Raw genomic sequence first — 14,328 nt, 5'->3', positions numbered from 1 at the left:
TTTATTTGGTATTGCGTTCATATCCTGCTTGTTTAATCTGAAGCCATTCTTGCAGTCCAAGACGATCCAGCTCTTTCAGATAGGCATCCCACTCCTGATCGATCTTTCCGTTCTGATACCATTCCGTGCGCATACGCAGCACATAGGCGAACAGATCGGTCTCAATCGTGGAGAGGCGGTCCAGTTCATCAATGGAGAAGAACACGCTTGGATAGACGTTCTCCGCTTTCATGTGTGGAACTATAACTTTGTCGAGAAGCTCCATACGCCATGCGGCATCTTCCGGTTTGGTTGTGTACTTGTCGTAATAGCTGTCGAGAATCGCCAGCGGTCCTGCAACGCTTGTTTTTTGTCTAAGCTCCACAGGTGCAGCGCCTTCCAGCGGAAGATGCTTCAGCATGCCTTTGGCTTCATCGAATTCAAAAATATTCTGCTGTGTCTCATCGCCATACGTTCCCCAGTTGTTCTGTACCGATTGGAGCGGATCGTACAATTGGTCCACCCACTTCGCTGTCGATTCCAGGTTTTTATTACTGCTAGTAACAACCATACGTCCCCGGTCGAGTCCGATGCCGTTCGTTCTGGTCACATTGGCCTTGCCACTCGGTCCGGCAACAGGAGGCAGAACATCATAGGTATCATTCATGCCTGTAATGTTGGCCTTATCCCAGGTGAAATACATGCCATACTTGTTGTCTTTGCCCTTGGCCAGATACGTATTCCAATCCTGCTGATACGCTTCCACATCTACGAGACCTTCCTTAACCAGTTCATGAATGTATTGGACCGCTTCCTTGTAACCTTTATCAGCTGCTGTGAAGACCACTTTGCCTTCATCAGTCACCACGGTATGGTCCCAGTTCTCCCCGAGTCCAAATGCCGCAAAGAGAAAGGTCAGGTCTTCTCCGCCCGGCTTGTTAATGAAGGACAACGGAATTTCGTCTGCTTTGCCATTGCCGTTCGGGTCCTGGGTCTTGAACGCAATCAACACTTCTTTCAGTTCTTCGGTTGTCGTTGGCATCTTCAGTCCGAGCTTGTTCAGCCATTCCACATTGATCCAGGGCAAGTTATCCACTGCCTGAATCCGTTGTTTGCCACTGCCGAGTTCCTCAATCCAGGGAAATGAATAGATATGTCCGTCTGGAGCCGTGATCATGCTCTTGTATTCGGGAGCTTCCTCTAATACCTTTTGCAGATTGGGCATATGTTGCTCAATCATGTCTTCTAGTGGAATAATGGCCCCATCCTTCGCCAGTTTCAGGAGATCATAATCCCCATAACCTGCGTCAAAAATGGCATCTGGCAAATCACCGCTGGCTACCGCCAGGTTTCTTTTTTCTTTAAACACATCACTCGTATAGTTCTTCCAGTTGATATGCATATTGGTTTTCTCTTCGAGTCTTTTGTAAATCAGCTTCTCGTTCGGATCAGCGGGAGCCAGCGGAGAGCTCTGGGTTATGAAATTCAATGTCACTTTGCCATCAGGTGACTGGGCTTCGCTTGCTGCACCGCCTCCACCCCCGCCACAGGCTGAGAGCAGAAGCATGGCAGACAACATGGAAATGGATGCAGTTGTAACAGCTTTTCTGGACTTGTTCACTTTTTTCATGATCATGACCTCCATGGATTGTGTTGGGTCAAACTTTTGCCATTTCTAGCGGGCCAAACCTCGCCATAATTCTAGCTGGCTATTATTTGAGCGTCATTATTTAAGCGAACCTACCATGACACCTTTTTCGAAATATTTCTGAAAGAACGGATACATAATGATGAGTGGCAGACTCGAAATGACAATAGCTGAATATTTGATCATTTCTGATAGCCGTTTCAGTTCCGCCATGGCAAGCTGATCACTGATCATGCCCGGTGCAGCCTGATTCTGAATTAGAATGGAACGCAGTACGAGCTGTAACGGATGGAGCTTAGGATTATCCAGATAAATCATGGCGTCAAAATAGGAATTCCACTGCCCCACAAACGCGTACAATGCGAGTACAAAAATGATGGGTTTGGACAACGGAATGACGATCTGGAAGAAAATCTTCATCTCGGAGGCGCCATCCACATTGGCTGCTTCTTTCAGTTCACGCGGTACCCCTTTGAAAAAGGTTCTGGAGAGAATGATGTTCCAGATGTTGACGGCTCCGGGGAGGATAATTGCCCACACGGTATCCAGCATGCCGAGATTACGGACAAGCAGATATGTGGGGATCAATCCGCCACCGAAGAACATGGTAATGATGAATATAATCATGAAGAATCCGCGTCCTGCCAGCCTTTCATCCGACAAGGCATAGCCTGCAAATACGGAAACGGTTACGCTCAGCAATGCAAAGGAAACCGAGTAGAGCACCGCATTCGCAAAACCTCGGATCATAGCCGGATTGGACAAAATCATCTGGTACCCATCCAGGCTCCAGTCGGATACATTAAAGGACAATCCGCGGTTCAGCAGCACCGTCGGGTCCATGAATGAGGCAACAACGATGTATATCAGGGGCAAAACCACAACCAGTACAGCACAGGTGAGAAAAATCGCGTTCAGTGCGAGGATCAGACGATCCAGTCCCGTATGTTTGACTACCATGAATAACATTCCTTTCTTAATAAAGACCTTCGCCTTCATTCAATTTCTTCACAATCAGATTCACAGTAACCAGTAATATGACATTGATGACCGAGTTGAACAATCCAACAGCGGCAGAGTAAGCGTAATCCCCGGATTGCAAGCCCACCTTATAAACATACGTGGCAATAATCTCGGAGGAAGGCAGGTTCATGGAGGTCTGCATCAGGTAAGCCTTCTCAAATCCAATGGACATGATCCCGCCAGCGGCAAGAATAAATACGATGGCCATAATCGGACGAATGGTCGGAAGATCGATGTGACGAATACGCTGAATAAGATTTGCTCCGTCCAGATTCGCCGCATGGTGAAGTTCTGGATCAACATTGGCCAAAGCCGCAACATAAATGATAGAAGCCCAGCCTGCTCCGGTCCAGATATCCGACAAAATGTAGATCCAGCGGAAATATTCAGGCTCAGACATGAACATGATCGGCTGACCGGTAATCCATGTAGCGATTTGGTTAATCGGCCCTGTCGGTGATAGAAAGATAAACAGCATACCCACAACGACAACAACCGATATGAAGTTGGGTGCATACAGAAACAATTGGATATTTTTCTTCACGCCGGCTTTACGTACCTGATTGAGCATAAGAGCAAGCAAAATGGGCACTGGAAAGCTAAATAACAATCCAAAAAAGCTAAGTTTAAGCGTATTCATAAAAATGACGTCAAAATTGGGCGATGCCAAAAACTTCTCGAAATGCTTCAACCCTACCCACTCACTGCCCATGATGCCTTTGATCGGACTAAAATCTTTAAATGCGATAATGGCTCCGTACATCGGGATGTATTTGAAGATAAGGGTCAGAATCAGAGCTGGTGCGAGCAACATATACAAAAAATAGTTTTTTTTGAGCTGCTGTATCTTGTGACTAGTCGATGCCCTCTCTTTCAACGCCTTTCTTGTACCCTTTTTGGTATCCACTGTGTTATCCAACACATGACCTCCGTTCATTCCTGAAGTTGACAATTGTCTGTAGTAAGGGTTTTCAATGTTTACAATTGCTCATTTAATAATTTACAATTTAACAGGTGATATAGGCATTAGTCAATGCTTTATGTAAAAAATATTGTGCATTCAATAACATTTTATGTGTTTTTTCCGTACTGAATACCCATATAATGCATATATGATGCTTGTTCAATTGATTAATCCTCTTTCTCATTTAAGAAAACATTGGAAAATAAACTTCGCAGTATATATATTCGGAGCTACAAATGCACACACAAGCAAAAATATGAATAAATAACGTAAACTATATTGTGCATATGTAAAGTCGAGATTGCTATTTACTCTGAACTATTATACATTTGACTTAGATAATACTATGGACGATCATTTGATCATTAGAGGTGAAACACGAGATGGCAAAAGAAAAAGTCACGATTCAGGACATCGCCGATGCTCTGGGCATCTCCAGAAATACGGCCTCCAAAGCCCTGAATGACAGTGGGAATATTCCAGAGGAAACACGGAATCGTGTCATAAAAAAAGCAATTGAACTTAAATATAAACAGTTCGCGTACATGGAAAGTGAGCATACTCTAATCAAGACCCCACGCAATATTGCCCTGTTAACGGAAAATCTGCCTAATACATCTCATTTCGGCTCGTTGGTGATCAGCGGCTTGGAGAAACGAATCAGTGCAGAGGGATACAATCTCTCCATCCATATCGTACGTGAGATGGATCAGGACTTACTTACACTCCCTAACAATTTTGATCGTTCCAATGTGGATGGTATCATTTGCATCGAGTTATTCGATCTGAATTACACGAAGCTTATTACCGATTTGGGAATTCCCACGGTCTTTATCGATTGCGCTTCCAACATACGTTACCCGGAATTTCATGCAGATCTGCTGATGATGGAGAACGAGCACAGCATATATCAATTAACTAGCAATTTAATTGAGAGCGGCTACAACAATATTGGATTTGCGGGGGATTACAATCATTGTAAGAGCTTCAATGAACGTTGGGTTGGATATCAGCGGGCCATGCTGGAAGCAGGATTGCAGGTCGATCTGGCCCAGTGCATTGTGGATGATGACCGTCTGTTCTTCTCGAAGCCCGGCTGGTTAAACGAGCGCGTGACCGGATTAAAGTCGCTGCCTGATGCATATGTATGTGCCAACGACTTTATCGCAGTGGATCTGATCCGAGCGTTGAGAGCAAGGAATGTTACTGTACCGCAGGATATCGTCCTATGCGGATTCGATAACGCGCCTGAATCACAGATTATTGAGCCTGCCTTAACGACGGTTCATATTTACAGCAACGAAATGGGCATCAAGGCTGCCGAGATGCTTTTATCCCGGATTGATCATCCGTCACAGCCCTATCAGATCTCACATATGGTGACCAAACCGATTATACGGGAATCCACGCCCACATTAATGAAGACCAACCCGCAGACTGTAGAAGCCAGCTCTTAAACTTACAATTAATAAGATCCCCCATAGAATTCCGAAAAATAAATAGCCGTATCTTTCACGCTGAATGGATCGTGAAGGATACGGCTATTTTTATAGGGATTTAGGGGTTCCCTATGTATGGTTTAGTCATTAATCATGATATGACGCAATTATTGAATGTAGCCTCTAATCTGCCAATTCAAGCTAGATGGACGCCTCGGTTGCTCCTTTGGCTGAACGTACCTCTGTGCGAATCAAGCTGATGATCATGAAGATCAGTACCAACATCTGTGGAATAAACGTCTCCCAGGTTGGATACATGCCTAACCAACTGAGTGTAGGCAATTCAGGAGCCACATGTGCGCCAAGCGTTGCCGATACTTGAAGAGCATGTATGCTCTCCCCCAGAAACCGAAATACCAGATAATAGATCAGCAACGTAGCGGTCAGGAAGAACCACCGTACAGGCAGACGTACACTGAATTGAATAATGGCCACAGCCAATACAACAAGGATCACCAATGCTACACCAATACCGATCAACATCTGCGATGTCTCAATGGCAGGTGCCATCCCGATATAGAAGATCGCGGTCTCTGCACCCTCTCGCAATATGGCAAGCCCTGCTACGGCAAAAAGAGACCACAAACTTCCGCGTGCTAACGCACCACCAACCTGTTGCTCCACATAACTATTCCAGAAACGTACGCTGGATTTGCTGTGCATCCAATGCCCCACGGTCAACATTAGAACAACCGCTGCCAGACCTGTATACCCTTCAATCATCTCCCGCGTACTACCTGAGGATGCCGCAGCCAGAACGAGTGTGAGAACGACCGCAAGCGCGGCACTGAGCACGAGACCACTTCCTGCTCCAGCCCAAATCCAGCGACGTGCAACGCTCTGCCCACTTTTTTTGGCATAAGCCAGTAAAGCCGCCAGTACCAGAATAGCTTCAAGCCCTTCACGGAGCAGGATTAATGCTGCATCCCATGCGGTATAAGAGGTAGTAGCAGTTAATGGCTCCAGTCGGTCCATCATTCGAGAAACCACCTCGGTTGCCTTCACTGTGTTCGGTGGATTCGACATGAGATATCCAGACGCTTCCGTCATCTCGTTCTCAATCGCTGTATAGGAAGCGGGAGAAGATATCTGTACTTGTCCCTCCACCGAAGGCCAAGCGACGATAAACTGTTCCAACCCCGTAGCAGCCGTAGTCGTATCTCCTGTCTGAATCTGCTGCTGAACCTGCTCTAGCAATTTCAGCAGATCAGTCAGTGAGGACACGCCCGAAGCGGCTGTGATATTTTCGACTTCGCCATCCTGGAGTGTACCCGCACTGTAATCTGTCAGCAACATGACCAGATTCTGCATCCGCTCGATTGCCTGCGTTTCCTTGCGGGGCTCCGCTTGCATCGCAACACGAATTAAGCTGATCTCTTTCTCCAACTGGCTGTATACGCCAAAATGGTCCTGACGAATCGGAGCTTCTGTGCCCTTCCAAGCAGCAACGATCCGTTTGTAGGCAAGATCAGCCTGCGTCCAGTCGCCCTTTTCCATCGCGCTCAGACTGGTACGGGCATCAGGCATCAGGCTTTCAGCCGCTTTCCGACCTGCATCACCGCTCTCTTCCGTCCCCTGAAATGCCTCGATATACCGATTGGTTTCCCGGGCCAGATCCGCAAGCGCCTGCTTGGCTGTATCGGTATCTTTGTTTATTAAAGCCTCTTGAACCTTCGCCAAGATGTTGTCTACGCTAACAACCAAGTCACTTACCTGATCTATACGTTGTTCCGGTTGCAATGTAACTGCTTGCTTCCATAACTCCTGAAACTCGCCCACATCCCGAATTGCTTCCGCAAGCTTGCCTTGACCTGCCTCCACCAGTGCACTTCCCACAGGCGGGAGCAGTGAATCCAGCAGATCTTCCGTAGTAGTCTCTACCTTGGAAGACAAGCTTGAGCTTGAAGCATAGGCGATGGTACGATCCGGCACATACCCTGTCATCCCGGACGTGATCATCAGGCATATGAGCAGGGTTAATGGTATACGCAGCAATCCTCTTCCTTTACGTTGCCTAATCAGCGATTGCTTGTATGCGATTCCCATGTTCAATTTCATTTCGCTCCTCCTCATGATTGGAACCTGATCGTGCTCCTCCTTCTCATGATTACTGTTCCATCAAAACAATGTATCCCCGATATATCGTCCCTCGGAGCAACCCGGGAAACAGGCAAACACCGCACTGCCGACATGCACCGTATATTCATTCAATTTGTCGTTCTTCGCGAGCCGTTCCTGAATCGGAATAAACTGCTTGTCCAGATCGCGTTGATAACTAATGAACAGCAAACCTGCATCGAACTGCCCCGTCTTGGCATCCAACCCACTCGAATACGAGTAGGAACGGCGTAAAATCTGCTGACTTCCATCTCCCTTGGCAAGACGAAGATGCGACGTTGCCGGAATGACGGGTTGCCCATCGGTGGACTTGGCCTGCAGATCCACCGGATCGAACTCGCCGTGGCTGCCTATCGGCGCTCCACTATCCCGGTGGCGGCCAAAGGTCGCCTCCTGGTCCTTCAGTGTGGAGCGGTCCCACACCTCCACACGCATGCGAACCCGGCGGACGGCCATATAACTACCGCCGGCCATCCACCCTGGACCATCCGCTGGCTGTGCCCAGACGGTCTGGTCCATCAGCACCGCATCCGAGGTATCCGGATTGCCGGTGCCATCCTTGAAGCCGAGCAGATTGCGCGGTGTTCCACCCGCAGGGTCGGCTCGGCCTGTGCGCTGGAAGCCCTCCTGGGTCCAGCGCAATACCGCGTGCCCTCGCGCAATGCGCGCGAGGTTGCGGATGGCATGGAAGGCGACCTGCATATCGTCTGCGCAGACTTGTACGCACAGGTCGCCACCACACCACTGCGGGTCCAGCGCATCACCGGCAAAAGCCGGAAAATCGCGCAGACCCCGAGGCTTCGGGCCCTTCAATCCGAAGCGCCCGTCAAACAAAGAGGGCCCCACACCGAACGTCAACGTGGTACGTGACGGTGTCAGGCCTGCCGCTTCGCCCGTATCGGTGGGCGGCGTATTCAGCGTGGTATTATGTTCGCCGATCATCTGTCCGGCAGCCATGGCGGCGGAAGCCGCTGTCCAGTTCTGGAACAGACGACGCAGCTCACCCACGGTACCTGCGGTCACGTCAAAGGCAGCGAAGCAGATGAAATCCTGCGCCGGGGTAAGGATGCCCGCTTGGTGCTTGCCATAGAAGGGCAGGCCCTTCTCATCCGGCGTGGCTTGTTCCACAGCGAGCGCCGGTTGACTCTTGCGACCCAGCGCCATCAGACCGCTGGCCCCGCTCCCACCAACAAGCAGACCGAGTCCAGCTACGCCGGTCAGCTTCAGCATTTCACGCCGTGACAACGGCTTTTTCAGCGAATCTTCCTTCTTCTCGGTCATTATTCTACACTCCCAATACCTGTCCCATATTCGACAGTGGCTCCGCAAGCGCATCCAGATTCTGACTCAATGTACGTACATCCGCATCCGTCAGCTTTTCATAAGATACGTAACCGGCTCCATCTTTAAATGGCGCAAGCTCTTTCTCCAGTGCATCAAATCGGTCTGCGATCTGTTGGTTCAGATCCTTGTCTTTGACAGCCAAATCATCTTTGAGCAGATTATAGATCTCGCGAGCCCCTTCCACATTCGCTGCAAAATCATACAGATCCGTATGAGAGTACCGTTCCTCTTCTCCCGTCACTTTGCTGGAAGATACTTCGTTCAACAATTCCACCGCACCCGTCACCATCAGGCTGGCATCAATGTCCATCGTCTCAACCTTGGCACGCAGCAGCTTCGCATCACTAAGCAGCGTATCCGCATATTCCTCCATGCCTTTAGTCGTGTTATCTTCCCACAATGCTTTCTCAATCCGATGGAATCCGCGCCAGTCGGCAGCCTCAACATCTCCGTCACGCGCATCAATATTCGGGTCTAAATCCCCCAGCGCCTCGGCGACCGGTTCAATGCGTTCATAGTACATCCGAGCGGGTGCATATAATGATTTGGCAGTCTCCAGATCCCCGGCTTTCACGGCATCCGTGAACTTCTCGGTTTCCTTCACGAATTCATCGATCTGCTGTATAGCAAAAGTACGATAACCATCTACAGCTGTTGTATAATCCCCGCCCGTTGCATCCTGACCTGCTGTATTTCCACTCTCTGCAGATGTCTGGCCTTCATTCACAACGGCGGTTGTCTCTGAAGACTTGTCCGTAACAGCCTCATCATTGCCGCAAGCGGCGAGCAAAACCGAAGTAGCCAGCACAACAACTGGCAATACCAATATTTTTTTCAACTTAACACACTCCCTATGGATATATAGATTAGGCCAACCTTTTTGCACGAATGCCAACAAGAAAGTGCCCTTGAATCAACGTTCTCTTATTGATAATGATTATCAATTTCGGTAATGACATCATAATTCCACGTTATCGTTATGTCAATATGAAAATATGAGATTCGATCATCCCTGATTTCACTTGGTGAATATAGGGTATTAATTCCTGCGAAACATAGACAAAATTCGTCATCAACCGTTAAAATGAGACACAATGTATACCCTGCTCATTATTTCTAGAAATTGGAGGCTTATGTCATGAAATGTCCAGTATGTAATCATGAAAATGGAGATGCCCATTTTTGTGAGAGGTGCGGCTCTAATCTTACGCAAACTACCTCTTCGCCCACTCCTGTACCGAACCCGGAATCTGCTGCTGCTTCCGAACCCGAATACACCCGTTGGTCCAGCACGCAGGCCACCTCTTCCCATGCACCCGTTCCACCCAACACTCCGCCCGGCTCTACATCCAAGCAACACACAGCAGAATCAGCAAGCAGCAATGACCCTGCTTCTACAGGTGATACCCACTCCAATCAGTGGAATAATATCGTGCAGAATGAGAAAGTTCAGCAAGCCAAAGAAGTTAGCAAACAGTATCTGTCTTATTTCCTCAGTGTACTGGCCCGTCCGTATCAGTCGATGAAAACCGTTGGTGACCAGCATTCACTAAGTGGATGGCTAACGATGGCCCTTATTGCAATCCTATCTTCTACATACTTCTTAATTACCTTTAGTCGCATAGGCATGGACGGTTTGTTCATTGGTGGATTTATCCGACCGCTGTTGTTCACTGTCATGATCCTGATTGCCTCTATTGCACTGATGTACGCTATTCTGAAGATTGAAAAAATAACATTCCGTCCCAAAACACTGGTTGCCCAGTTCGGTACATTGCTAGTTCCTGCTGTCGTATCCCTTGTTCTGGCGAATCTGTTTATTATCATCTCGTATTCCATCGCGATCTCCTTGCTGACGGTCTCGTATATCATTATTTTCGTCGCGCTGAATGCGGTACTGTTCCACTATCCGCTGAACAGAACCAAAGCAGCTATCGATAGCATGTACAGCGTCCTGATCGCCAATGTGGTATTGTTCTTTATTCTATATCGCATGCTTGGTAAAATCTTTCTTGAACTGATCAGCATGATGCTTTCTCCATTTGGTCGTCTGTAAGATATATCAGTTGGAATAAAGCATACATACACTTGTTACTTCGATGAACGAATAACCTTCCGATCGCTGTTATCTCCAGATTTTTTTAATTCACTTTTACAAAGGTGAAAATCTGGCGATAAAGGCGAAGCATATGCTTCCGAAGCAGCTTTCTTGCAGAAAGCTTTTAGCTTCCGCTTCTTTAGGTTCTTTCTGTCCTCTACGTTTTCGTGTAAATGGTTATCCCAATAGATATAAATTTTCCAGACTCTTTAGATTGGCATTTAGGCTTTCCCAGTCTACGCGGGGAAGGTCTTTTTGGGTTTTCTAAGGAAGCATTGCGCTGGCATGTTTTATACACTACAATGTGTAGTGTGATAGGTGTGTTCTTATTTACGTAACAGATGCGTCTAGCAACTCCCGTTACGTCATGAGATAATTCAACATTGCCAATAACACTACGTTGTGTAGTGTTATAATCACTCATTTTACGAAGAAAGCAGAGGAACCCGACATGACTCATATGAATCATATGCAAATGGAACACGAGGCAGGCACATCCTATCTCTGGCTCATCTTAGGCGCAATCGTGTTGGTGTTCTCGATCGCCGCTTATATCTGGGCATCACGCACACAGGGAAAAATCCTGAGCCATATGAAAAAGAAGGAACGGGCGGACATCCAGAAAAAAAGTCGATCTCTACGGCTGGTTGCTCATGCATTGATGGCTGTGTCGATTGTTACGCTTGGTCTGTTCTTCTTACAGGGTGCAGGGGCAAAATATGATGTGGCTGATCTGGAAGCCAATGCGACCATCGACGTGACTGACGATAAATACTATGGAGCGGAGCATACGGAGGACCCCATCCAGTATGAGATGACCATCCCGACTTCAGGGCCGCATAACCCGCATGATATCAAGTTTGGATTCTACACCGACTTCCCGGGCTATAATTACCTGGTCCACAATCTGGAGCATGGCGATATCATCATCTATTACCGTGAGAACGCCAGCGAGGACCTGAAGGAACATTTGAAATACCTTGCCAAGTTCCGCAAAGCCGGAGCAGGCATTCTGGCTGTACCGAACAAAGACATTCCCGAAGGCAGTGAAGTCGTCGTGACCGCTTGGACCAAAACGATGAAGCTTGATCCATTCGATGAAGCCAAAGTAGGTACTTTTATCAATAAATATATCAATCAGGGTCCTGAAAAGATTCCAGCCTCCATCCGCCAGGGCGGGGGAACGATGTAATAGAATGAATGGACAAGAACAGGAGGACAATACAATATCACAAATATTAAAGGGGGCTTGGAAGCCCCCTGTACTTGCGCGCTAACGAATCTGACACGTCTTATTAGGCTGATCATCAAGACATTCAATCTGTAACGAATCTCAGTGCCGCTATTCTCTCAAAAAAGCCTTCCAGAACCTGAACACCTGCCCCATTTGGCAAAATAACGTTTCTGAGATTCGTTACACTTCAGAACTGCCCAAAAAGGGGCGAATAACGCGTACTAGGTTCGTTAGAATACAACTAGCTTAAAACAAGGATAACCAAGGGGCTCCCTGACATCTGACATCCTTATGATGTAGAGACAGCCCTAATTCTTTGTCCTTCAAATGCCGATAATTCAAATAGAAATGCAATTACATACCTGTACCACTCAATCAGACAGAATGCGCTTGAAGAATAAAATCACCCGATTCACACTAAGCATTCATAGTTTAACATGAATGAACATTTTACATAAATCTAAAGAGCACGCTGAATCGAATGATGTAACATGCTTACATATTAAGGGGGAACACTTTTACCAATGAACAGTTTGTTTATGCGGATCTTTTTATTCTTTTCCTGTCTGATGCTGGCCGCGGGTGCGGTTCTTGGCATTACCATGTACCGTTCGTCAGCTCATTTGGTCGAGCAATCCATGGGGATGCAAGCTCAGGCTGTGGCAGAACGGGCAGCAGCATTGATTGATACCTCTCTGTATGCACCACTCAGTACTGGACAGGATGAAACATCCTATTATGGCACATTGCGTGAGCAGCTCAGTCAACTGCGTGAAGCCAATGGGCTCAAGTATCTGTACACACTCGGTACACGCGAGGAAAATGGAACAGCTACGTATTTCTATGTTGTGGATGGCGCTGCTGCCGATGTGGCAGAGGATAACTTCTCCCCCTACGGCTCTCCTGAAGAGAACCTTTATGAAGGGATGCTCCAAGCTCTTGAAACGGCGGAACCTGTACGAGGTGAACTCACTCAAGATGATTATGGTGCTACCATCACGGCGTATGTGCCGATTCGTGGGGCGGGCGGGGAAATCCTCGGGCTGGTCGGTGCGGATCTGGACTCTACTGCGGTCTATGAACTGATGTCACGTAACCGTATGACCATGATCTGGACAGCCTTGGCTATTGTGCTGCTCAGTGTCTTGTTGGTGTATGGATTCGCCCACTACTTGACCCGTCCCTTGGTAAAGCTGAAAAAGTTGATTACCCAAGTGGGAAAAGGCGACCTGACGGTCAACGTCGAACTTGGACGTAAAGACGAGGTCGGACAGCTCGCTTCCGAATTCAAACATCTCGTTGACGATACCCGTGATGTCATGGCGGGCATCCGCCAAAGTTCCGATTCTCTGCTGCAAGCCGCAGCAGGTGTATCCAAACATTCACAGACGACGGCAGAAGCAAGCCAGCGAATCGCTGAACATACGGATCACACGGCCCAAGGTGCGGCGGAACAGGTTGCACGTGCGGGTGAGGTCACGGTGGCTATGGAAGAGATTACGCGCAGCATGCAGCATATTGCGACTTCTTCCTCCGTGGTTGCAGATGTATCCCAGGAAACAACCAACGATGCCATACAGGGGCAGACCAAACTGGACACGGCCATCGCCAGCATGGACCAAATTCATCAGGCCAATGCTCAGATGGTATTATCCACCTCACAGCTGGAGCAATACTCCAGTAAGATTGAATCTGTCGCACACCTGATGAAAGGTATCGCTTCACAGACCAATCTGCTCGCACTTAATGCCAGTATTGAAGCAGCTCGTGCCGGAGAGTATGGGAGCGGATTCGCTGTAGTTGCATCGGAAGTTCGCAAGCTTGCGGGGGAATCTGAGCAATCCTCCCAGCATGTAACCGAACTGATTGCCGAGATGACTCGTCAAACGGCTTTGTTGTCAGAACATATGTCAGCCAGCACAACCGCCGTACAGTCTGGTCTTGCTGTCGTTCAGGAAGCGGGGCGGTCATTCTCTTCCATCCATACCGGCATTGAGACGATCAATGAACGTCTGCACGAAGTATCCGCAGCATCCGAGCAGCTGTCTGCCAGTGCAGAAGAAGTATCGGCTTCCGTCGAGGATATGGAACATATCTCGCGTGAATCCGCTTCAAGTATCCAGAAGGTATCCGACACAACCGGGAGCCAGCTACAATCCATGGATGAGATCAGTGCGTCCGCAGAATCGCTGCGGGTATTGTCCAGCGAACTGAACAGGTTAATTGGCCGATTTAAAATATAAAGCGAATGCTGCTCAGCGTACAATACAGGAATTCTCAGGGGCGGGCAGTAGAGACATGACAGAGGCGATCAAGAGATATTATATAATCATCCCCTCGGCTCGCTCGCATACCCAAGCGTCCTTACACCAAAGGCCAGCCAAGTAATTACTGGCAAACCCGTCCATACCAATACCAAAA

10 protein-coding genes are annotated in these 14,328 nt (G+C 48.1%); 4 read left to right on the top strand and 6 right to left on the bottom strand.

The window, feature by feature from the left end:
* Window position 1 precedes the first annotated feature (1 nt).
* From C0Q44_RS07640 to C0Q44_RS07630, 3 genes are all read right to left on the bottom strand, one after another.
* Window positions 2-1,609 carry an ABC transporter substrate-binding protein gene (locus C0Q44_RS07640; protein ID WP_105406729.1) on the bottom strand — a complete coding sequence of 536 codons (1,608 nt, stop codon included), beginning with the start codon at window positions 1,607-1,609 and terminating at the stop codon, window positions 2-4.
* A 96-nt stretch (window positions 1,610-1,705) separates the two neighbouring features.
* A complete protein-coding gene (locus C0Q44_RS07635; RefSeq protein WP_105407642.1) occupies window positions 1,706-2,587 on the bottom strand; it encodes a carbohydrate ABC transporter permease in 882 nt (293 codons plus the stop codon).
* Window positions 2,588-2,603: 16 nt separating this feature from the next.
* Complete coding sequence (locus C0Q44_RS07630) at window positions 2,604-3,464, bottom strand: ABC transporter permease (RefSeq protein ID WP_258166283.1); 861 nt, start codon at window positions 3,462-3,464, stop codon at window positions 2,604-2,606.
* A 533-nt stretch (window positions 3,465-3,997) separates the two neighbouring features.
* Here C0Q44_RS07630 and C0Q44_RS07625 point away from each other — a divergent pair.
* On the top strand, window positions 3,998-5,071 hold the full coding sequence (locus C0Q44_RS07625; protein WP_105406727.1) for a LacI family DNA-binding transcriptional regulator: 1,074 nt from the start codon (window positions 3,998-4,000) through the stop codon (window positions 5,069-5,071).
* Window positions 5,072-5,254: 183 nt separating this feature from the next.
* Here C0Q44_RS07625 and C0Q44_RS07620 read toward each other — a convergent pair whose 3' ends face one another.
* From C0Q44_RS07620 to efeO, 3 genes are read right to left on the bottom strand one after another with little or no spacing between them, the layout of a single operon-like run.
* Window positions 5,255-7,171: an FTR1 family protein gene (locus C0Q44_RS07620; RefSeq protein ID WP_258166205.1), complete on the bottom strand. Its 1,917-nt coding sequence runs from the start codon at window positions 7,169-7,171 to the stop codon at window positions 5,255-5,257.
* Between the two features lie 60 nt (window positions 7,172-7,231).
* Window positions 7,232-8,512, bottom strand: a complete 1,281-nt coding sequence (gene efeB / locus C0Q44_RS07615) for an iron uptake transporter deferrochelatase/peroxidase subunit (RefSeq protein WP_105406726.1) — start codon at window positions 8,510-8,512, stop codon at window positions 7,232-7,234.
* A 4-nt stretch (window positions 8,513-8,516) separates the two neighbouring features.
* A complete protein-coding gene (gene efeO / locus C0Q44_RS07610) occupies window positions 8,517-9,413 on the bottom strand; it encodes an iron uptake system protein EfeO (RefSeq protein WP_258166204.1) in 897 nt (298 codons plus the stop codon).
* A gap of 300 nt (window positions 9,414-9,713) precedes the next feature.
* Here efeO and C0Q44_RS07605 point away from each other — a divergent pair, with 300 nt between their 5' ends.
* From C0Q44_RS07605 to C0Q44_RS07595, 3 genes are all read left to right on the top strand, one after another.
* Complete coding sequence (locus tag C0Q44_RS07605; RefSeq protein WP_105406725.1) at window positions 9,714-10,631, top strand: hypothetical protein; 918 nt, start codon at window positions 9,714-9,716, stop codon at window positions 10,629-10,631.
* A gap of 502 nt (window positions 10,632-11,133) precedes the next feature.
* Window positions 11,134-11,865: a DUF3105 domain-containing protein gene (locus C0Q44_RS07600; protein WP_181150894.1), complete on the top strand. Its 732-nt coding sequence runs from the start codon at window positions 11,134-11,136 to the stop codon at window positions 11,863-11,865.
* 566 nt (window positions 11,866-12,431) lie between these two features.
* A complete protein-coding gene (locus C0Q44_RS07595) occupies window positions 12,432-14,150 on the top strand; it encodes a methyl-accepting chemotaxis protein (protein WP_105406723.1) in 1,719 nt (572 codons plus the stop codon).
* The last annotated feature ends 178 nt before the right edge of the window (window positions 14,151-14,328 follow it).

It is taken from the genome of Paenibacillus sp. PCH8, assembly GCF_002968835.1.
Lineage (GTDB): Bacteria > Bacillota > Bacilli > Paenibacillales > Paenibacillaceae > Paenibacillus.
Note: the sequence above shows the minus strand (reverse complement) of the source record. Positions and strands in the feature narration are given on the sequence as shown.

What these genes read in the sequence shown, in the direction of transcription:
- C0Q44_RS07630 (WP_258166283.1), bottom strand. Translation starts at nt 3,464, where the DNA reads ATGTTGCTCGCACCAGCTCTGATTCTGACCCTTATCTTCAAATACATC.
- C0Q44_RS07625 (WP_105406727.1), top strand. Translation starts at nt 3,998, where the DNA reads ATGGCAAAAGAAAAAGTCACGATTCAGGACATCGCCGATGCTCTGGGC.
- C0Q44_RS07640 (WP_105406729.1), bottom strand. Translation starts at nt 1,609, where the DNA reads ATGAAAAAAGTGAACAAGTCCAGAAAAGCTGTTACAACTGCATCCATT.
- C0Q44_RS07620 (WP_258166205.1), bottom strand. Translation starts at nt 7,171, where the DNA reads ATGAAATTGAACATGGGAATCGCATACAAGCAATCGCTGATTAGGCAA.
- efeB (WP_105406726.1), bottom strand. Translation starts at nt 8,512, where the DNA reads ATGACCGAGAAGAAGGAAGATTCGCTGAAAAAGCCGTTGTCACGGCGT.
- C0Q44_RS07600 (WP_181150894.1), top strand. Translation starts at nt 11,134, where the DNA reads ATGAATCATATGCAAATGGAACACGAGGCAGGCACATCCTATCTCTGG.
- C0Q44_RS07635 (WP_105407642.1), bottom strand. Translation starts at nt 2,587, where the DNA reads ATGGTAGTCAAACATACGGGACTGGATCGTCTGATCCTCGCACTGAAC.
- C0Q44_RS07605 (WP_105406725.1), top strand. Translation starts at nt 9,714, where the DNA reads ATGAAATGTCCAGTATGTAATCATGAAAATGGAGATGCCCATTTTTGT.
- C0Q44_RS07595 (WP_105406723.1), top strand. Translation starts at nt 12,432, where the DNA reads ATGAACAGTTTGTTTATGCGGATCTTTTTATTCTTTTCCTGTCTGATG.